14 protein-coding genes and 1 tRNA gene are annotated in these 19926 nt (G+C 67.4%); 8 read left to right on the top strand and 7 right to left on the bottom strand.

What is annotated here, in order from left to right; genetic code table 11:
* Nucleotides 1-185 precede the first annotated feature (185 nt).
* Nucleotides 186-3938 carry a methionine synthase gene (gene metH / locus ABIE45_RS23365; protein ID WP_192710558.1) on the top strand — a complete coding sequence of 1251 codons (3753 nt, stop codon included), beginning with the start codon at nucleotides 186-188 and terminating at the stop codon, nucleotides 3936-3938.
* Nucleotides 3939-4004: 66 nt separating this feature from the next.
* Here the strand turns inward: metH and ABIE45_RS23360 are convergent, their stop codons facing one another.
* The 6 genes from ABIE45_RS23360 to ABIE45_RS23335 form a co-directional block, all read right to left on the bottom strand.
* A complete protein-coding gene (locus ABIE45_RS23360; protein WP_192710559.1) occupies nucleotides 4005-4349 on the bottom strand; it encodes a transcriptional regulator in 345 nt (114 codons plus the stop codon).
* Nucleotides 4346-4633, bottom strand: coding sequence for a DUF6516 family protein (locus ABIE45_RS23355; RefSeq protein WP_192710560.1), 288 nt, complete (start codon nucleotides 4631-4633; stop codon nucleotides 4346-4348). The genes ABIE45_RS23360 and ABIE45_RS23355 overlap by 4 nt, the downstream gene beginning before the upstream one ends.
* A gap of 105 nt (nucleotides 4634-4738) precedes the next feature.
* Nucleotides 4739-5743, bottom strand: coding sequence for an SMP-30/gluconolactonase/LRE family protein (locus ABIE45_RS23350; protein WP_373622567.1), 1005 nt, complete (start codon nucleotides 5741-5743; stop codon nucleotides 4739-4741).
* A 51-nt stretch (nucleotides 5744-5794) separates the two neighbouring features.
* Nucleotides 5795-7522: an L-arabinonate dehydratase gene (araD, locus tag ABIE45_RS23345; RefSeq protein ID WP_192710561.1), complete on the bottom strand. Its 1728-nt coding sequence runs from the start codon at nucleotides 7520-7522 to the stop codon at nucleotides 5795-5797.
* Nucleotides 7523-7538: 16 nt separating this feature from the next.
* The gene (locus tag ABIE45_RS23340; RefSeq protein ID WP_192710562.1) at nucleotides 7539-8897 is read right to left on the bottom strand and encodes an MFS transporter; all 1359 of its coding nucleotides are present in this window, start codon (nucleotides 8895-8897) and stop codon (nucleotides 7539-7541) included.
* 81 nt (nucleotides 8898-8978) lie between these two features.
* Nucleotides 8979-9698 carry a ribonuclease activity regulator RraA gene (locus tag ABIE45_RS23335; protein WP_192710602.1) on the bottom strand — a complete coding sequence of 240 codons (720 nt, stop codon included), beginning with the start codon at nucleotides 9696-9698 and terminating at the stop codon, nucleotides 8979-8981.
* A gap of 191 nt (nucleotides 9699-9889) precedes the next feature.
* Between ABIE45_RS23335 and ABIE45_RS23330 the strand changes: the two genes are divergently transcribed.
* From ABIE45_RS23330 to ABIE45_RS23310, 5 genes are all read left to right on the top strand, one after another.
* Nucleotides 9890-10585, top strand: a complete 696-nt coding sequence (locus tag ABIE45_RS23330) for a GntR family transcriptional regulator (protein ID WP_373622566.1) — start codon at nucleotides 9890-9892, stop codon at nucleotides 10583-10585.
* Between the two features lie 123 nt (nucleotides 10586-10708).
* A complete protein-coding gene (locus tag ABIE45_RS23325; RefSeq protein ID WP_192710563.1) occupies nucleotides 10709-12379 on the top strand; it encodes a thiamine pyrophosphate-binding protein in 1671 nt (556 codons plus the stop codon).
* Between the two features lie 61 nt (nucleotides 12380-12440).
* A complete protein-coding gene (locus ABIE45_RS23320) occupies nucleotides 12441-14018 on the top strand; it encodes an aldehyde dehydrogenase (NADP(+)) (RefSeq protein ID WP_192710564.1) in 1578 nt (525 codons plus the stop codon).
* 110 nt (nucleotides 14019-14128) lie between these two features.
* A tRNA-Gln gene (locus ABIE45_RS23315) sits at nucleotides 14129-14203 on the top strand.
* Nucleotides 14204-14303: 100 nt separating this feature from the next.
* A complete protein-coding gene (locus ABIE45_RS23310; RefSeq protein ID WP_192710565.1) occupies nucleotides 14304-16337 on the top strand; it encodes a DUF6538 domain-containing protein in 2034 nt (677 codons plus the stop codon).
* 158 nt (nucleotides 16338-16495) lie between these two features.
* Here ABIE45_RS23310 and ABIE45_RS23305 read toward each other — a convergent pair whose 3' ends face one another.
* Nucleotides 16496-17476, bottom strand: coding sequence for a WYL domain-containing protein (locus ABIE45_RS23305; RefSeq protein ID WP_192710566.1), 981 nt, complete (start codon nucleotides 17474-17476; stop codon nucleotides 16496-16498).
* A gap of 71 nt (nucleotides 17477-17547) precedes the next feature.
* On the opposite strand from ABIE45_RS23305, the gene ABIE45_RS23300 reads away from it, so the two are divergent.
* Nucleotides 17548-19653 carry an AAA family ATPase gene (locus tag ABIE45_RS23300; RefSeq protein WP_192710567.1) on the top strand — a complete coding sequence of 702 codons (2106 nt, stop codon included), beginning with the start codon at nucleotides 17548-17550 and terminating at the stop codon, nucleotides 19651-19653.
* A complete protein-coding gene (locus ABIE45_RS23295) occupies nucleotides 19650-19877 on the top strand; it encodes a hypothetical protein (protein WP_192710568.1) in 228 nt (75 codons plus the stop codon). Before ABIE45_RS23300 ends, ABIE45_RS23295 begins: the two co-directional genes overlap by 4 nt.
* The last annotated feature ends 49 nt before the right edge of the window (nucleotides 19878-19926 follow it).

Genomic DNA, 19926 nt, shown 5'->3' with positions numbered 1-19926 from the left:
CGGGGACGCTTCCATGCCCATGGCACGGAAGCGTCTGACAGGACAAAATTTTTTCTCCCTCCTGAGGTGCCGCGCGAGCGGCCTCGAAGGCGGGTTCCGACGATCGCCACAACATCTGGAGGCCTCCTGCGAGGCCTCCGCTTCGCTCCGGCACCTCAGGATGAGGTGATCTGACAGGACGCACGATGACCGATTTTGCCCCCGTCGACGGCACCGCGATCGCGAAGGCCCTGCGCCAGCGCGCGGCGGAGAAGATCCTCGTCCTCGACGGGGCGATGGGCACCGTGATCCAGCGGCTCAAGTATTCGGAAGAGGACTTTCGCGGCGACCGCTTCAAGGATCACGGCCACGATCAGAAGGGCAACAACGACCTCCTGATACTGACCCAGCCCGATGCGATCCGGCAGATCCACCTCGACTACTTCCTGGCCGGCGCCGACGTCTGCGAGACCAACACCTTCTCGGGCACGACCATCGCCCAGGCCGATTACGGCATGGAGTCGATCATCCACGAGTTGAACGCCGAGGGCGCAAGGCTCGCCCGGGAGGCCGCCAAGCTCGCCGAGCAGAAGGACGGCCGACGCCGCTTCGTGGCCGGCGCCATCGGCCCGACGAACCGCACCCTGTCGATCTCGCCGGACGTGAACAACCCGGGTTTCCGGGCCGTGACCTTCGACCAGGTCAAGCAGGCCTATGTCGAGCAGGTCCGCGGCCTGATCGACGGCGGCGCCGAGCTGATCCTGATCGAGACGATCTTCGACACGCTGAACGCCAAGGCCGCGGTGGCGGCGGCCTGGCAGGTCTTCGACGAGACCGGCATCCGCCTCCCGATCCAGATCTCCGGCACGATCACGGATCTCTCGGGCCGCACCCTGTCGGGTCAGACCCCGGCGGCCTTCTGGCACTCCCTGCGCCATTCCGATCCGCTGACCTTCGGCCTCAATTGCGCGCTCGGCGCCCGCGAGATGCGCGGCCACATCGCCGAGCTGTCGCGGATCTGCGACACCCTGGTCTGCGCCTACCCGAATGCCGGCCTGCCGAACGAGTTCGGCCTCTACGACGAGAGCCCGGAGGCGATGGGCAAGCTGGTCGGCGAGTTCGCCGAATCCGGCCTCGTCAACATGGTCGGCGGCTGTTGCGGCACCACGCCGGACCACATCCGCGCCATCGCCGAGGCGGTCGCCGGCAAGGCGCCACGGCCGATCCCCGAGATCCCCCGCCTGATGCGGCTCTCTGGCCTCGAGCCCTTCGTGCTCACGCCGGAAATCCCCTTCGTGAACGTCGGCGAGCGCACGAACGTCACCGGCTCGGCCAAGTTCCGCAAGCTCATCACCAACGGCGACTACGCGGCGGCGCTGGACGTCGCCCGCGATCAGGTCGCAGCCGGCGCCCAGGTGATCGACGTCAACATGGACGAGGGCCTGCTCGACTCCCAGAAGGCCATGGTCGAGTTCCTGAACCTTGTCGCCGCCGAGCCCGACATCGCCCGCGTGCCCGTGATGGTCGATTCCTCGAAGTTCGAGGTGATCGAGGCCGGGCTGAAGTGCATCCAGGGCAAGCCGATCGTGAACTCGATCTCCATGAAGGAGGGCGAGGAGAAATTCATCGAGGCCGCCAAGGTCTGCCGCTCCTACGGCGCTGCCGTGGTGGTGATGGCCTTCGACGAGCAGGGGCAGGCGGATTCCTACGAGCGCAAGGTCGAGATCTGCACCAAGGCCTACCGGATCCTGACCGAGCAGGTCGGCTTCCCGCCCGAGGACATCATCTTCGATCCGAACATCTTCGCCGTCGCCACCGGCATCGAGGAGCACAACGGCTACGGCGTCGCCTTCATCGAGGCGACCCGCACGATCCGCGAGACCCTGCCGCACGCCCACATCTCGGGCGGCGTCTCGAACCTGTCCTTCGCGTTCCGCGGCAACGAGCCGGTGCGCGAGGCGATGCACGCGGTGTTCCTGTTCCACTGCATCAAGGCCGGCATGGACATGGGCATCGTCAATGCCGGCCAGCTCGCCGTCTACGACGAGATCCCGGCGGAGCTGCGCGAGCTGTGCGAGGACGTGGTTCTCAACCGCCGCGACGATTCCACCGAGCGCCTGCTGGAGGCAGCCGAGCGGTTCAAGACCGGCGCCTCGGCGCAGGCCAAGACCGCCGACCTGACCTGGCGCGAGGCGCCGGTCGCGAAGCGCATCGAGCACGCGCTGGTCAACGGCATCACTGAGTACATCCTGGCCGACACCGAGGAGGCGCGGGCTCAGGCCGAGCGTCCGCTCCACGTCATCGAGGGCCCGCTGATGGCCGGCATGAACGTGGTCGGTGACCTGTTCGGCGCGGGCAAGATGTTCCTGCCGCAGGTGGTGAAGTCCGCCCGCGTGATGAAGCAGGCGGTTGCCTATCTCGAGCCCTACATGGAGGCCGAGAAGCTCGCCAACGGCGGTGACGGCAAGCGCCAGGCCGCCGGCAAGGTGCTGATGGCGACCGTGAAGGGCGACGTCCACGACATCGGCAAGAACATCGTCGGCGTCGTGCTGGCCTGCAACAACTACGAGATCATCGATCTCGGCGTGATGGTGCCGGCCGCCAAGATCCTGGAGACCGCCAAGCGCGAGCAGGTCGACATCGTCGGCCTGTCGGGCCTGATCACCCCGTCGCTCGACGAGATGGTCCACGTGGCCGGCGAGATGGAGCGCGAGGGGCTCGACGTGCCGCTGCTGATCGGCGGCGCCACCACGAGCCGCGTCCACACGGCGGTGAAGATCCACCCGGCCTACGCCAAGGGTCAGGCGGTCTACGTCACCGACGCGAGCCGCGCGGTCGGCGTGGTGTCGAGCCTGATCTCGAAGGAGACCCGTGGGCCCACGATCGAGAAGGTCCGGGCCGAGTACGCCAAGGTCGCCGACGCCCACAAGCGCTCGGAGGCCGACAAGCAGCGGCTGCCGCTCGCCAAGGCGCGGACCAATGCGTTCAAGATCGATTGGTCGGGCTACAAGCCGGCCAAGCCGACCTTCACCGGCACCCGGGTCTACGGCTCCTACGAGGTCGCCGACCTCGTGCCCTACATCGACTGGACGCCGTTCCTGCAGACCTACGAGTTCAAGGGCCGCTTCCCGGCGCTCCTGGACGACCCCGAGCAGGGCCCGGCCGCCCGCGCCCTCTACGAGGACGCGCAAGAGATGCTGAAGCAGATTGTGGAGGAGCGCTGGTTCAACCCGAAGGCGGTGATCGGCTTCTGGCCGGCCAACAGCGTCGGCGACGACATCGCGCTCTACACCGGCGAGAGCCGGTCTGAGCGGCTCGCCACCTTCCACGGCCTGCGCCAGCAGCTCTCGAAGCGCGACGGGCGCTCGAACACGTGCCTGTCGGACTTCGTGGCGCCTTCCGAGACCGGCATCGCCGATTATGTCGGTGGCTTCGTGGTCACGGCCGGCCTGGAGGAGGTGCGGATCGCCGAGCGCTTCGAGCGGGCGAACGACGATTACCGGGCGATCCTCGTCAAGGCGCTCGCCGACCGCATTGCCGAGGCCTTCGCCGAGCGAATGCACGAGCGTGTGCGCAAGGAGTTCTGGGGCTACGCGACCGAGGAGGCCTACGCCCCCGAGGAGCTGGTGCTGGAGAAGTATGACGGCATCCGTCCAGCCCCGGGCTATCCGGCCCAGCCCGACCACACCGAGAAGACCACGCTGTTCGACCTGCTGAAGGCCGAGAGCCGCATCGGCGTGAAGCTCACCGAGTCCTACGCCATGTGGCCGGGCTCGTCGGTGTCGGGGATCTACATCGCCCACCCGGAGGCGCATTATTTCGGCGTCGCCAAGGTCGAGCGGGATCAGGTCGAGGATTACGCCGTCCGCAAGGGCATGGATGTCCGCGAGGTCGAGCGCTGGCTCGGGCCGATCCTGAACTACGACCCGGCGCGGTATCTCGCGCAGGCGGCGGAGTAGGGGCGGGGGCTCACGCCCCCGTCACCGCGAGCGGAGCCGGGGAGGGCGCCCTGTCCTGAAGTTTCGTCAGGCCGCCTTCCCGACTGTGAAGTCGACGTGCACCGCATCGTAAGGAAACACGATTCGCTCGTCGTCCGTGCGGTTGAGAATGCCGGCGTTCAGGAGCGCGTGCACGTCGGAATGCGTGTTCTTCACGTCCCGGTCCAGCAGTCGCGCCACGGCACGCAGCGACATCGGCTCCTGGCCGGCTAGGGCCTTGATCAGCGCCCAGCGGCGGGGTGTCAGCACGGTCCACAACCCCTCGACGGTGGGGAAGGAGATGAAGGCACCCTGCTTCTCGCCCCGGAAGGCTGCCAGAGCACGGGCGCCGGCTTCCTCGACGGAAGAGACGCCAATCGTCACGGTCCTCATGACCGCCTCCAAGGTTCGACATCGGCCCAGAAATCCGCCAGCAGGGCCTCCGGACTGGTGAAGCGGTAGGGAACCTCCTCCCGACCGATATGCTTGTGGTCGCCCTTCCCGGCTTCGTTGTCGTAGCGGAGCACGCAGACACCATCGACGACGAGGGCGAGCCGGTTCTTGAAGCTGTGTCCGCTCTCGCGGATCGGCTTCGGCACACTCCAGACCACCAACTCGACGAACGACCGCTCAGGGATGATCGCGATGCGCTCCCTGAGCAGCAGCTCGGCCCTCATGACCGCGAGAATGTCCCCTCTGCCGCATGTTGGCAAGCGCACCAACACACGGTAGAGCAGCCACCATCAGCCGTCCGACGCATGGCCGGGTCCGCACCCTCCATTTCAGCAGGTCCCCGCGCCCCGCGTGTTGACGTACAGCGCGTAGACCGAATGCGTTGACGTCATCAGCAGCAGGTTGCGGTTGACGCCGCCGAAGCACAGGTTGGCGCAGCGCTCCGGCAGGCGGATCCGTCCGATCAGCTTGGCCTGCGGTGAGAGCACGATGACGCCGTCCTCGGCCTCGCTCATCCCCCAGCCGCACCACAGATTGCCATCGACATCGACGCGGAACCCGTCCGGCGTGCCGGTTCCGGCATCGTAGAACACCCGCCCGTTCGCGGTTTTGGTGCCGCTCTCGACCACGTCGTAGACGCGGATCAGGCGGTTCGGCTTCGCCCGCGCCTCGATGACGTAGAGCTTGGACTCGTCCGGCGAGAAGCAGAGCCCGTTCGGACCCGCAACGCCCTCGACCACGACGCTGGCCTGCCCCGTCCTGGAATCGATCCGGTAGACGTTGCCGGGAAGCTCCGGTGCGGCCATCGACTCGTGCGGGTTCGGCCCGAAGGCCGGATCGGTGAACCAGACCGCGCCGTCGGAATGGCAGACGACGTCGTTCGGCGAGTTCAGCGGCTTGCCGTCGAATCGGTCGAGCAGCGTTGTGAGGCTGCCGTCGTGCTCGGTCCGGGTGACGCTGCGAGTCTTGTGCTGGCAGGTGATCAGCCGGCCCTGCCGGTCTCGGGTGTTGCCGTTGGCGTAGTTCGACGGCTTGCGGAACACCGAGAGCGTGCCGGAGGCCTCCTCCCACTTCATGATCCGGTCGTTGACCACGTCGCTGAACAGCAGCGATCCCATGTCGCCGAACCAGACCGGCCCCTCGGCCCAGCGAAATCCGGTGGCGACCCGCTCCACCGTCGCCGAGGCGAGGCGGTACTTGGCGAAGGCCGGATCGAGAATCTCGACGGCCGGGTCGGGCACCCGCTGCGACGGCTCCCAGCCGGCTCCGGCCGCCCGCGCGGCGCCGAGCAGGGCCGCTCCGGCGAGCAGCCCCCTGCGTGCGATCATCACCATGGTCCCTCCCTGTGATGTGGCCCGCCGCCTGTTGCCGACGGCTCGGGCCGGTCAGTGAATCTCGGGTTCCGGGATCCCCCCGGCGCCCTCCAGAAAGTCGAAATCGCAGCCCTCGTTGGCCTGCCGCACGTGCTGGGCGAACAGCCGGTTGTAGCCCCGCGGATAGGCCCGGTCCGGCGGCACGAAGGCCTTCACGCGCGCCGCGATCTCGGCATCGTCGAGGTGCAGGTGAATCCGGCGCCCGGGCACGTCCACCGTGATCAGGTCGCCATTGCGCACCGCCGCGAGCGGGCCGCCCGCAGCCGATTCCGGCGCCACGTGCAGGATGCAGGCGCCATAGCTGGTCCCGCTCATCCGGGCGTCCGAGATGCGGACCATGTCGCGCACGCCCTGCCAGAGCAGGACCTTGGGGATCGGCAGCATGCCCCATTCCGGCATACCGGGGCCGCCGATCGGGCCGGCATTGCGCAGGATCATGACGTGGTCGGGAGTGACGTCGAGATCGAGGTCGTTCACCGCAGCGTTCATCGCGTCGTAGCTGTCGAAGACCAGCGCGGGACCGGTATGGTTCAGGAAACGCGGGTCGGCGGCCGGCGGCTTGATCACGCAGCCGTCCGGGGCGAGGTTGCCGTACAGGATCGCGGTCCCGCCCATGGAGACGATGGGCCGGTCAAGCGGGCGGATCACGTCGTCGTTGAACACCTTCATACCGGCGAGCCCGTCGCCGATCGTGCCGCCGGTGACCGAGCGCGCATCGAGGTGGAGCAGGGGGGACAGGCGCACCATCAAGGCGCGGATGCCGCCTGCGATGTGGAAATCCTCCATCAGCCACTGCCCCGAGGGCCGAAGGTTGGCGATCACCGGCACCTTCTGGGCGAACTCGTCGAACTCGGTGAGCTTGACCGGGATACCGGCGCGCCCCGCCATGGCCACCAGGTGGATCATCGCGTTGGTGGAGCCGGCGAGCGCGTTGTGGACCACCAGGGCGTTGTCGATCGAGCGACGGTCCAGGATGTCGGAGGGCTTCAGGTCCTCCCAGATCATCTCGACGATCCGCCGGCCGCAGGCGCCGGCCATGCGGGGGTGGTCGGCGTCCGCCGCCGGGATCGAGGCCGAGCCGGGCAGGGACAGTCCCAAGGCCTCGGTGATCGACGTCATGGTCGAGGCTGTGCCCATGGTCATGCAGGTGCCGGCGGAGCGGGCGATGCCCGCCTCCATGTCGTTCCATTCCTGCGTGGTGATGTTCCCGGCCTCCTTCTCGGCCCAGTACTTCCAGACGTCGGAGCCGGAGCCCAGGATTGTGCCGCCGAAATGCCCGCGCATCATCGGTCCGGCCGGGAGGAAGATCATCGGCAGGTTCATGGAGATCCCGCCCATGACGGTGCCGGGCGTGGTCTTGTCGCAGCCGCCCATCAGCACCGCGCCGTCGACGGGATGCTGACGCAGCAGCTCCTCCACCTCCATGGCCAGGAGGTTGCGGTAGAGCATCGTGGTCGGCTTGACGAAGTTCTCCGACAGCGAGAGCGCCGGCAATTCGATCGGGAAGCCGCCCGCCTGCCAGACGCCGCGCTTCACGTGCTCCACGCGCTCGCGGAAATGCAGGTGGCAGGGGTTGATGTCGCTCCAGGTGTTGATGATGCCGACGATCGGCTTGCCGGTGAAATCCGCGCGCTCGTAGCCCATCTGCAGCATGCGAGAGCGGTGGCCGAAGCTGCGCAGGTCGGTGGCGCCGAACCAGCGCTGGCTGCGCAGGTCGCCCAGGGTCTTGCGTGCGGTCATCGCGCTGTCTCCGATCTCACGGGTTCGGGCGCCCGGGCTGGCCTGCGCCTTCCGCGTCGAACCGCCGATCCGCCGACATCCTGCCCGGCCGGACCGCGACCCATGTGATGGCTCCGGACGCGACGGCACAAGCCGCCAGGAAGTAAAGTCCGGCCTCGTAAGTGCCGGTGTAATCCTTGAGCCAGCCCAGCACATAGGGACCGACGAACCCGCCGAGATTGCCGATCGCGTTGATCAGGGCGATCCCGCCGGCCGCCGCCGGCCCCGACAGGAATTCCCCCGGCATCGCCCAGAAGGCGGGCTTGCTCCCGTAGAGCCCGATCGTCGCCACCGACATCGCCGTGAGCGCCCAGAGGCTGCCCAGCATCGGACCGGAGGCGATGAGGCCCAGGGCGGCGACCAGCGCGGCGATCACGAAGTGCCAGCGCCGCTCGTCGCGCCGGTCCGACGACCAGCTCCAGGCGATCATGCCGACGGTCCCCACGACGTAGGGCACCGCCGTGGCCACGCCGGTCTCCCAGTCGGTGAGATGCAGGCTCTTCAGGATCGGCGGCAGGAAGAAGGTGATGCCGTAGGTGGCGGTGCCGATGTTGAAGTAGATCGCGCCGAGCGCGAGCACTCGCCGGTCGGTGAGGACCTGCCGGAGCGTGAAATGCCCGTGGGTCCGGAGCGTCCCCGCGCGCTCCGCCGCCAGCGTCTCCGCCAGCCAGGCACGGTCCTCCGCATTCAGCCAAGTCGCCTGGGCCGGCCGGTCCGTCATCAGCGCCAGAACCGCAAAGGCCAGCAGGATCGAGGGCACCGCCTCGAGGATGAACAGCCACTGCCAGCCGTGCAGCCCCCATGTTCCGTCGAGCTGCAGGATCGCCCCCGAGATCACCGCGGTGAGGGCGTTCGAGCCCGGCACGGCCAGGAACAGGGCGGCCACCACCCGAGCCCGGTACCGCTGCGGAAACCAGTAGGTGAAGTAGAGGATCATGCCGGGGAAGAAGCCGGCTTCGGCGACGCCGAGCAGGAAGCGCAGGGTGAGGAAGCTCACCGGGCCGGTGATGAAGGCCATGCTGCCCGCGACCAGTCCCCAGGTGACCATGATCCGGGCGATCCAGAGCCGCGCCCCGGCCCGCTCCAGGAGGACGTTGCTCGGCACTTCGAAGATGACGTAGCCGAGAAAGAAGATGCCGGCCGCCCAGCCGTAGACCGTGGCGGAGAACCCGAATTCCCGGTTCAGGCCGAACGAGGCGAAGCCGACATTGGTCCGGTCCATGTAGGCGACGAAGTAGATCAGGACGATCAGCGGCAGGAGACGCCACGATACCTTGGCGATCGTGCGCCGCTCGATCTCCGGTACTGCCGTAACCGTGGGAATGCCCGCCGTCATGGCGCCCTCCGAGCCGAAACCGTGACGTCACGGCCCGGCACCGATTGGCGACCGCACCCGGAGCGGGCGGAAGCGGCCCGCTCAGCGTCCGGTCCGCTGCCGCCAGGCGGCGAAGTCGGTCAGGCTCTGTTCGTCGGTCGCAGGATAGAGGCCGAGGATTGTGCGGCCCTTGCGTACCTCCTCGGTCACGAAATCCTCGTAGGCGGTCATGTCGACGGCCTCGTCGGCGATCGCGTCGGCGAGGTGAGCCGGGATCACCGCCACACCGTCGCCGTCGCCCACGATCACGTCGCCGGGGAAGACGGGGGCATCGCCGCAGCCGATCGGCACGTTGATGTCGATGGCCTGATGGATGGTGAGGTTGGTCGGCGCCGAAGGCCGTACGTGGTAGCTCGGCATGGCGAGCTGGGCGATCTCGTCGGCATCGCGGAAGCCGCCATCGGTGACGAGCCCCGCGCAACCCCGCACCATCAGCCGCGTGGCCAGGATCGAACCGGCGGAGGCCGCCCGCGCATCCTTCCGGCTGTCGATCACCATCACGGCGCCGGGCGGGCACTCCTCCACGGCCTTGCGCTGCGGGTGGGCGCGGTCCCGAAACACCGTGATCGGGTTCAGGTCCTCGCGGGCCGGAATGTAGCGCAGGGTGAAGGCCTCGCCGACCATCGTGCCGCCGCCGGGCTTCAGCGGCCGCACCTCCTGGATCATCTGGTTCCGGAAGCCCCGCTTGAAGAGGGCGGTCATCAGGGTCGCCGTGCTGACGGTCTTCAGCTTGGCGCGTGTCTCAGGGGACAACCCGGCCATCCGCTCCTCCTCCCGGGCCTCGGTCTCGGCGCCCGCCGACGGTGACAATCACGCGTCGCTTGCACCGGCCTTGGCTCCCGTCCGCGCTGCGCACGAACTGATATCCCAGATCTTGAGTAACACGGCGCGCCGCGCCATTGTCAACCGGCGCAGGTCGCGGCGGACACGGCCTGACATCGACGGGGAAGCCCTTGGCCGGATTGGGATTTGCGGGCGACGGGAGCCCGGCCGAGGCGCAGAGGCCGCGCTCGCTGGCCGAGACCGCCTACGACGCCATCGAGCAGATGATCATCAGCCGCCGCCTGACCCCGGGCGCGATGGTCTCCGAGGGCGAACTCGGCGCGGAACTGGCGCTCGGGCGCACCCCGGTCCGCGAGGCGCTGGCGCGTCTGAAATCGATCGGCTTCGTCGAGGTTCACCCGCGTCGCGGCGTGCTCGTCACACCGGTCGACATCCTCAAGCATCTCGAGCTTCTCGAGGTCCGGCGCCCCCTGGACGAGACCGTGGCGCGCTGCGTGATCGCGCGCGGCTCGGACGACGACATGGCGCGACTGCAAGCCTGCGTCGCCGCTTTGCTGGCGGCTGCCGAAGCGCGGGACCGCGAGATCTATTTCCGGACCAAGCGGTCCTTGCACGAGACCTTGGTCGGGGCGGCCTACAACACCACCCTCGCCAGCACCATGACGGCCCTCCACGCCCAGTCTCGGCGGTTCTGGTACACCCACGAGCCGACCGCCGGCTTCCTCGATTGCGCTGGCCTCCACGCCGCCATCGTCTCGGGCATCACGGCACGCGATCCCGAGACGGCGCTTGCCGGCATCAGCCGACTGTTCGACTTTCTCGAGCAAATGACCCGGCGCGCCCTCGACCGCAGGCTTCTCGTCTGACAGGCTGGAGCGCATCGGGATGCCTGCAACACGCACTGGGATATCAGAAGTATCTCAGGAGGTGGCGGGCGGCATGACCCGCAAGAGGCTTCGGGCGCGGCCCGATCGCCAGGGAGGAACGGCTTGAGCGGATTGCCCTCACGCACCGGCGCGCAGGTGCTCGTCGACCAGCTGCTCGCGCAGGGCGTCGAGCGCGTGACCTGCGTTCCCGGCGAGAGCTACCTGTCGGTTCTGGACGCCCTGCGCGACAGCGGGATCGACGTCCTGGTCTGCCGGCAGGAGGGCGGCGCGGCGATCATGGCGGAGGCCGCCGGCAAGCTCACCGGCCGGCCCGGCATCTGCTTCGTCACGCGGGGGCCGGGCGCCACCAACGCCTCGGCGGGCGTCCATATCGCCCGCCAGGATTCGACGCCGATGATCCTGTTCGTCGGCCAGATCGCCCGGCGGATGCGGGACCGCGAGGCGTTTCAGGAGATCGACTACCGGCAGATGTTCGGCGGCGTCGCCAAGTGGGCCGTGGAGATCGACGACGCGGCGCGCATCCCGGAAATCCTGGCCCGGGCGTTCCGGGTTGCCCTCCAGGGCCGCCCGGGGCCGGTGGTGATCGCACTGCCGGAGGACATGCTCGACGATGTCGTGGCCGCGACCGACGCGCCGCGTGTGGCCCCGACCGAGCCCGCCCCGTCCCCGGGCGACGCGCAGCGCCTGCGGACGATGCTGGCGGAGGCGCGACGGCCGGTGGCGCTCCTCGGCGGCTCGCGCTGGACCGCCGGGGCGGTGGCGGCGTTCGCGGCCTGGGCCGAGCGCCACGACATCCCGGTCGCGGTCTCGTTCCGGCGGGCGCAGCTGTTTCCCGCCGATCACCCGAACTTCGCGGGCGAGCTCGGCATCGGGCCCAACCCGGCCCTCCTGGCCCGGATCAAGGAGGCCGACCTGCTGCTGATGGTGGGCGGGCGCCTCTCCGAGATGCCCGCGCAATCCTACGGCCTGCTCGGGATCCCCGATCCCGGCCTGCCCCTGGTCCATGTCCATCCCGACGCGGCGGAGCTCGGCCGGGTCTACCAGCCCGCCCTCGCCATCGAGGCGACCCCGGGCACCTTCTGCGCGGCGCTGCCGGACTTCGCGGCGACCGGTCAGGGGCGCGCCGCCGAGGCCCACGCCGCCTATTCCGCCTGGTCGGAGACGCCGGAACCGAAGCCGGGCGCCTTCCAGTACGGGCAGGCGATCACGTGGCTGCGCGAGCGGCTGCCGCCGGACGCAGTGATCTGCAACGGCGCCGGCAACTTCGCGACCTGGGTCCACCGCTACTATCGGTTCCGCGCCTTCGGCACGCAGCTCGCGCCGACATCGGGCTCGATGGGCTACGGCCTGCCGGCCGCCGTGATGGCCAAGCGCAGCGCGCCCGAGCGGATCGTCGTGGCGCTGGCGGGCGACGGCGACGTGATGATGACCGTGCAGGAATTCGCCACCGCCGTTCAGTACGGCATCGCCGTCGTGGTGGTCGTCCTCGACAACGGCATGTACGGCACGATCCGGATGCACCAGGAGCGCGAGTATCCCGGCCGGGTCTCGGCGACGGAGCTGCGCAATCCCGACTTCGCGGCGCTGGCCCGCGCCTGCGGCGGTCACGGCGAGCGGGTCGAGCACACCGAGGCGTTCGCCCCCGCCTTCGAGCGCAGCCTCGCCTCCGGCCTGCCGGCGATGATTCACTGCCTCGTCGATCCCGAGGCGCTGACCCCGACCATGACCCTCGCGGCGATCCGCGAGAAGGCGTTCGCGGCGCAGCGGGGCTGACGGCCTCCGCCATGGCCGTCCCGGTGCGGCGCGGTCGCACCCTTATGAAGAGGAGCAGCTCATGACCGTGCGCGGCGAGAACCTGATCGGGACCGAGGCCCGGCGCGGCCGGGAGGCTGCGTTCCGGGCGGTGGCGGCGGCCACCGGCGAACCGATGGAGCCCGATTTCCCGGGGGCGAGCCTCGCCGACCTCGACCGGGCCTGCGCGCTGGCCGAGGCCGCCTTCGACGCCTATCGCGAGACCGATCCGGAAGCCCGGGCCGGCTTCCTCGAGGCGATCGCCGCGAACATCCTGGAGATCGGGGACGATCTCGTCACCCGCTGCATGGCCGAGACCGGGCTTCCCCGCCCGCGGATCGAGGGCGAGCGCGCCCGGACCGTCGGCCAGCTGCGCCTCTTCGCCAGCGTCGTGCGCGACGGCAGCTATGTCGCGGCGCGCATCGACCCGGCGCTGCCGGACCGCAAGCCGCTGCCGCGGCCGGACCTGCGCCTGCGCCGCATCGCGGTGGGGCCCGTGGCGGTGTTCGGGGCGTCGAACTTTCCGCTCGCCTTCTCGGTCGCGGGCGGCGACACCGCCTCGGCCCTGGCGGCCGGCTGCCCGGTGATCGTCAAGGCCCATCCAGCCCATCCCGGGACCTCGGAACTCGTCGGCCGGGCCGTCCAGAAGGCGGTCGCATCCTGCGGCCTGCCCGAGGGGACCTTCTCGCTCCTGTTCGATGCCGGTCAGTCCATCGGCCAGGCGCTGGTCGCCGATCCCCGGATCGCGGCCGTGGGGTTCACCGGCTCGCGCCGGGGCGGAACGGCCCTGATGGCGATCGCGGCCGGGCGCCCGACACCGATCCCGGTCTACGCCGAGATGAGCAGCATCAACCCGGTGCTGCTGTTCCCGGCCGCGCTGGACGAGCGCGGTGCGGCGATCGGCAAGGCCTTCGCGGCCTCGCTGACCCTGGGTGCCGGCCAGTTCTGCACCAATCCCGGCCTGATCCTGGCCCTGCCCGGGCCGGGCCTGGACGCGTTCCTCGACGCGGCCGCGGCGGCGCTCCGGGAGAGCCCGGCCGCGACCATGCTGACGCCGGGCATCCAGCGCGCCTACCGAGAGGGCGTCGCCCGGGTCGCGGGCCACAACGCCGTCACCCTACTGGCCGAGGGGCCGGAGGGTGCGGCGTCGCAGGGGCGGGCGACCCTGTTCGCCACCGACTCGGACGCCTTCCTGGCGGATCCCGCGCTGCAAGAGGAGATGTTCGGGGCCTCCGCCCTCGTCGTCCGCTGCCCGGACTTCGTGGCGATGCGGGCGGTGCTGGAGCATCTCGAAGGCCAGCTGACGGCCTCGCTGCACCTCGCTGCCGCGGACCACGCGGCGGCGCGCGATCTGCTTCCGCTCCTGGAACGGCGGGTCGGCCGCATCCTGGTCGATGGGTTCGGGACCGGGGTCGAGGTGGCGCATGCCATGGTGCATGGCGGACCGTACCCGGCGACCTCGGACGGGCGCACGACCTCCGTGGGCAGCCTCGCGATCGACCGGTTCCTGCGGCCGGTGAGCTACCAGGACGTCCCGGACGCCCTGCTGCCAGCCGCGCTCCGCGCCGCCAACCCTCTCGGCCTGCCGCGGCGCATCGACGGCGCCCCCGAGCGCGCCTGAGCCCGTGTTCGGGCGAAGGGTCTTCGGACGCGGGGCTGGAACGGCTCCGCGTCCGCGATCTGAGCGCTTGCCACGTGCCCCACTGGCGTCTAGACAGCGACCGCCCACCTTGGGGCGTCGCCAAGTGGTAAGGCAGCGGTTTTTGGTACCGCCATTCCCAGGTTCGAATCCTGGCGCCCCAGCCAAAATTTCGCGTAAGTCGCTGTTGTAAAACGCTTTCCCGCTGAAGCGGGAGGCGTCGGCACACATCGGTGTTGCACATGCGTGTCTCACACGAGGTGCCCGATGCCGGCCATCGCCCATGCTTACAGACGCGGCGGGAGCTATTCCTGGCGCCGCCGGATTCCGCTGACGCTGATCCGATTCTGCCGTTCCAGGCAGCTCGTGGTAAGCTTGGGCACGCGCGACCCGGCAAGGGCACGCTTCCTCGCGAGCCAGCTTACGGCTCATTCCGATCAGCTTTTTCATCGTGCCATGAGCGAGCCCGAACCCGATCTCATCATGAGCCGGCGCCAGCTCGACGGCATCTTTCGCGAAAGCCTATTGACCCACCTCGAAAAACTCGACCGGATCGCTGCGGCAGAACGTGCAGAACCGGACTTCGATCCTGAGGCGAGCCGGCGTGCCGATCGGCGTATGGGATGGATCCTGCGTATCCTTGGAGCGCGCGGCGCGGCAGCCACCATTGACTCTCCCTTGGCTGATGAGATGCGTCGCGACGGGCTGAATGACCTCGACATTGAGGAGGCACGGGCGACGCTGGCCGCGATGGTGCGCCAGAACGGCCACCTGATGCCTCGCGCTCGGCTGGAAGGGCTGCTCGCAAACCAAGCGGTCGCACCGACCATGACTAACTTGTCTCTAGCTCAGGAGATTGCCTTCCGCGGTATGTCCGCGGCGGCCTTTGCGACTGAGCGCCGCTACGATGGTCTTAGGATCGAAGAGGTCACACTGCGCGACGCAATCCTGCTGAGAGAAGCGCAGGAGCCGCCGGAGGCCAACGGCTTTACGGCAACCGCGAGTACAGCTCGTTCGCAAGCAAACGCAAATGCCATCCCTCAAATGCCGACAGGCGTTGCAATCGTGTCAGCAAGCCCGAACCTCGCGCTGGAGACGATGGACCAAGAGCCCCATCAGATGGGGATGCATCCAATCATCGCGTTCGGGGAGGCGATGATCGCCGGGCGCGCTCGTGACGAAACCTGGGATGCAAAAACACAGCATCAGGCGCGGCAGATTTTTGTCCTGTTCGCAAAGCTACTTGCCGAGAATGGTCTCATCCGTGTGAATGATCTTCGGCAGAGTCATTTTGCAGGATTAGTTGATCTTTTGCGGTCCGTCTCGCCGTCGTATGGTAAGAGCCCCCGTGATGCCGAACGAAGCACTGCCGAACTACGTGAGCTTGGCGCCAAGCTTCCGGCCAACAAACGAGGCATCGTCGGGGATACCATCAACCGTCACCTGACTTTCCTCGGACAGCTTGTGACATTTCTCAAAGCCCAGGGTCTCGCGATTGATGCGAGCATCGATCTCGCGCTCCTTCGCGCCCGCAAGCGGGACAGGGCACGTAACCGGCGACCATCTCTCAGCAACGACGATGTTACGGCGATCTTCCGATTGCCTTGCTTCACAGGCTGTCGTTCATGGCGCGATCCGTTTACCGCCGGCGATCAGGTATTCCATCGCGCTTTGTACTTCGCGATTATCCTACTCTATTATACAGGGGCGCGACGAGAGGAAATTGCAGGACTTCATGTCGAAGACGTGGAGGAGGCCGGCGGCATTGCATACGTCGCTTTTCGATTTAACGAAACCCGCCGTCTTAAAAACGTTCAATCTATTCGGTTTGTCGCATTGCATCCAGAGGTGCTCCGCCTCGGGTTTTTAGAATACGTCAAAGTTGTTCGCGCACTCGGATACGGGCTCGTGTTTCCGGATCTAAAATCGCCAAACTCAAGCTCGCCGCTCGGCGATCGTCTCTACGATGAATTTAGCAGCGGACTTCAAAAAGCGATCTCAAACGAAGCCGAACGTAAAAAGGTGATCCACTCTTTCAGACATTCGCTTGGCAACAATCTTAAGCAAGCCCGCGTTCACACGGAAATCAGAGCCGACATCCTTGGACACGCCGGGGCCGGCGAAACAGACGAACGTTATTGCGATCCGACAGCTCTGTCATTGATGTTGGAGGAGCTTAAGAAGGTCCCAGCGGTCACCAACCATCTAGAGCAGAAGCCGATACAGCTGCTCCCGTGGGTCTCCGCAAAGGAACGGCCGCCCTTCGCACGAGCCCGCAAACGCACCGTGTCTCGGGGATAAGTGGCGCCGGCAGGACTCGATTTTCTGCCAACAACCAATTAGACTGTAGATACTTGCCGGACGTCGACGGGATGTTGTTATGCATTTTTGACTGCATGCTCAAGCAGCTTCAGAGATGCAGCGTCGGGGTGTCCACACACTTGCTGACAATTCTTCAGCTAGGCAGGGCTTGTGCGGTGGCGGTCGAGGGCGTTCCTTAACTGCTCGACCGCGAGCTCGCGAAGTGTGGGCGGCTGCAAAATATCGACCGTAGCGCCCCAAGTGAACAGGTGGTGGACGAGCTCAAGCATGCCGCCAGCCCGAAAACGGACCACGAGCGCGCCGTCTGCTTGAAGCTCTGTGCTCTGGTTCGTGTGGAACAGGAACCGCGTGGCTTCCTCGGCAGCCTCCGGTGCGAAGCGCAGCTCAACGTCTTGCTGCTCCTCTTGGAAGGTGCCGAAGGACTGTGCCGCGTAGGCCGCAAGCGAGAACGTGTCCGGTGGCCCGCAGGCCGGCCCGCTCGTCGCAAGTTGCGCCATCCGGTCGAGGCGCCAGAGAACCGGTTTGGTCATACCGAGCGTTGGGCCGACCAAGTACGGCACGCGCCCGAAGATGAGCCCGTAGGGGTCGACCCGTCGAGCGCCGCGGGTCGCCCCGTAGCGGAAGGTGAGTAGGAGGCAGCCCTTCAAAGCTTCACGCACCAGTGAAAGCGTGTCGGGTTCGATCAGTGGCCGAGGGCCGGCCTGCATTGCCAACGCCTCGGCAGACAGAAGGGCCTCCAGGTCCGGCTCGATCCGCTGGCGTGCCGGCGCGCGGAGCGCCGCCCGGATCTTGGCGTCAAGGTTACGCAGCAAGGCCGCCCGGCTGTCGTGCCCAGTCGCCGCGAGTTGGCGGATAGCGAGCCCCAGCTCGGCAAGCTCGTCAGCAGTCGGAGCCTGCATGAAACCGTCGAGCCCACCCGGGATGCGGAAGCGCTTGGACCGCCCCTCGGCCACTTCCTCGATCTGTGGGAACAGATGCGCGATCGCGTCCCGCATGCGCTCGGCAGTGCGCCGCTCAACGCCAGCCTCGCGGGCCATCTCTTCCAGCGTCAGGCCTTCGCTCGAACCGGCCAGCCTTCGCGCGAGGCCGAGCAGCGCATCCGACTTCTCCCATCGCATCGAGATACGTCCGTTTCTGTCATAGCAAGCTGGTCTAATGCACGCATCGATACAGGAAAACGAGCGGCGCGATGCATCCCTTCGAACAACATCTTCTGCGCGGCTACGCCTATGCGGCGGCGCGCGGTGGGTATGTAGCCGACGAAAACGACCTGCGCGTCTCGGACGCGGATCTCGTGCTAAAGCGCATCCAGCATGAGAAGTCCCGACCCGATCGCGATTTCGTCGCGTGGCTGGTGCGGCATGCTAGCGAACTCGCCTGTGAGCCGCTCCCAAACCTCTCGCGTGATGCCTATGATTCCGGGTGTGGCCGTATCGACCAGGAGAGCTGGAACCTACTCGCGCCGATCCTGGACCGCGTGCGTCCCTCGAAGCAGCGTCCGGCACGGTCGAGCTTGCAGCGCCGCCTTGACTGGCTAATCGAGACACTGGCGCTCGACCGCCTCGACGCGGCTATCCTAAGCTTGACGGTGCGGGCGGCCCTCGATCGGCGTTTCCACACGCTCGCGCAGGTCACCGCGGGAAATTCGCCCGGCCGCGACGAGATCGGCATCCGTGCGCTGGCCGCCCTTCTCGGACAGGGCACTGAGACGATTGAGGGACGCCTGAAGCGCAACCAGCCCTTGTGCCTGCTGGGTTTCGTCGAGGATCGCAACGGTGGAGATTTTGCACCGTCCAGAATGGTGTTGCGGGTCGCCCGCATGGCTTCAGCCGGTCCGGTGGTGCTCCGAGAGGCGCTACTCGGCCGTACCGAGCGCCCACGGCTTGGCTGGGACGACTTCGCCCATCTCGGCCCCATGCGTGACCTTGCCGAGCGGCTGGTCGAGGGGGCCTTCCGGGAGCGGAGTAAGGGCGTCAACATCCTCCTCTACGGCGAGCCCGGCACGGGCAAGAGCGAGTTCGCTCGCACGCTCGCAGCGAGGCTCGGTGCACGAGCCTCCTTCGTCGGCGAGACGGACAGCGAAGCGGGGGAGCCGCACCGGAACGAGCGCATCTGTGCCTTCGCAGTTGCTCGCGCGCTTGCTGGACGGGCGGGTCGCGTACTGCTGGTAATGGACGAGGCCGACGACATCTTCACCGGCGTGGACAGCGACGATGGTCGTCTGCGCGCGGGCTCGAAGGTGTTCATGAACCGCCTCGTCGAGACCACTGAGGCACCGACGCTCTGGATCACCAATCACCCCGATCGTCTCGGCCCGGCCGTGATGCGTCGGATGTCGCTCGCGTTGCGCCTACCAGTGCTCGGCCACGAGGGGCGCCGCCGCATGCTCGATCGGATGGCACGTCGTAACAAGCTACGGCTAGGCTCCGCCGATCTCGACCGCGTGGCGGCACTCGAAACCTCTCCCGCGGTACTCGACGCCGGTCTGCGCGTCGCGAAGCTTACAGGCGGCGGCGCCGAGGACTCGCTACGAGCTGCCACTTCAGTTGCGGCCGCGATGGCTTGCGGACGTGCTATCGCAGCCGAGCCAGCTTACACGTCCTTCGACCCAGCACTATCGGCGGCGGATCACGACTTGGCCGCACTGGCCGATCGGATCGCAGCCGGGTCCGACCGGGCACTGTCATTCTGCTTCTACGGTCTCCCAGGCACTGGCAAAAGCGCCTATGCCCGCCACCTCGCGAGGCGGCTCGGACTCGATGTCGTCGAGCGGCGGGCTTCCGATCTCTTGTCCATGTGGGTCGGTGGCACGGAAAAGGGGATTGCGGCCGCCTTCGAGGAAGCCGCGGACCGCCGCGCCATGCTGATCCTCGACGAGGTCGATAGTCTCCTGCGCGACCGTGCCGGCGCCCACCACAGTTGGGAAGTCAGTCAGGTCAACGAGATGCTGACGCGCATGGAGGCAGCTCAGCATCCGTTCTGCTGTACAACCAACTTGATGGACAGCCTCGACCCAGCGACGCTCCGCCGCTTCCTGTTCAAGGTTGAATTCCATCCGATGAGCGCAGATCAGGCGCACACGGCCTTCTTGCGCCAGTTCGGCATCGCGCCGCCGCCTGGCCTCGACCGCCTCAATCCGCTCGCTTGCGGCGACTTCACGGTCGTGGCCCGGAAGGCGACGGTTCTGGGCAAGCGAGACCCTACCGCGCTCCTGGAGATGCTGGCCGCCGAGGTGGCGGCGAAGCCGGGTGCAAACCAGACGGCAATCGGCTTTACAGCCGGGATCGTGCGATGAACGAAGATGCGATCTGGAAGACTGCGGCAGCCGTGATGGCCTTCGACGTCGACGGCGTAACCGAGTTACGCCTCAAACATGCGAACGGGCAACGAGGCGTGATTTCCAGCGAAGACATCCTCAATGGGGTTATGCGGGTTATCGATCGTCGCACCCTGGAGATCAGCATCTATGAAAGCGTCGAGGCGATGGTGTTGGACGGGTGGCTGCCTTCAGATGTTTGAACTCAGCTGCCGACAAGAATATATCTGTCATAGAGTACTGCGCCGTTCA

Source organism: Methylobacterium sp. OAE515, assembly GCF_041806315.1.
In the GTDB taxonomy this organism is placed as follows: Bacteria; Pseudomonadota; Alphaproteobacteria; order Rhizobiales; family Beijerinckiaceae; genus Methylobacterium; species Methylobacterium tardum.
Note: the sequence above shows the minus strand (reverse complement) of the source record. Positions and strands in the feature narration are given on the sequence as shown.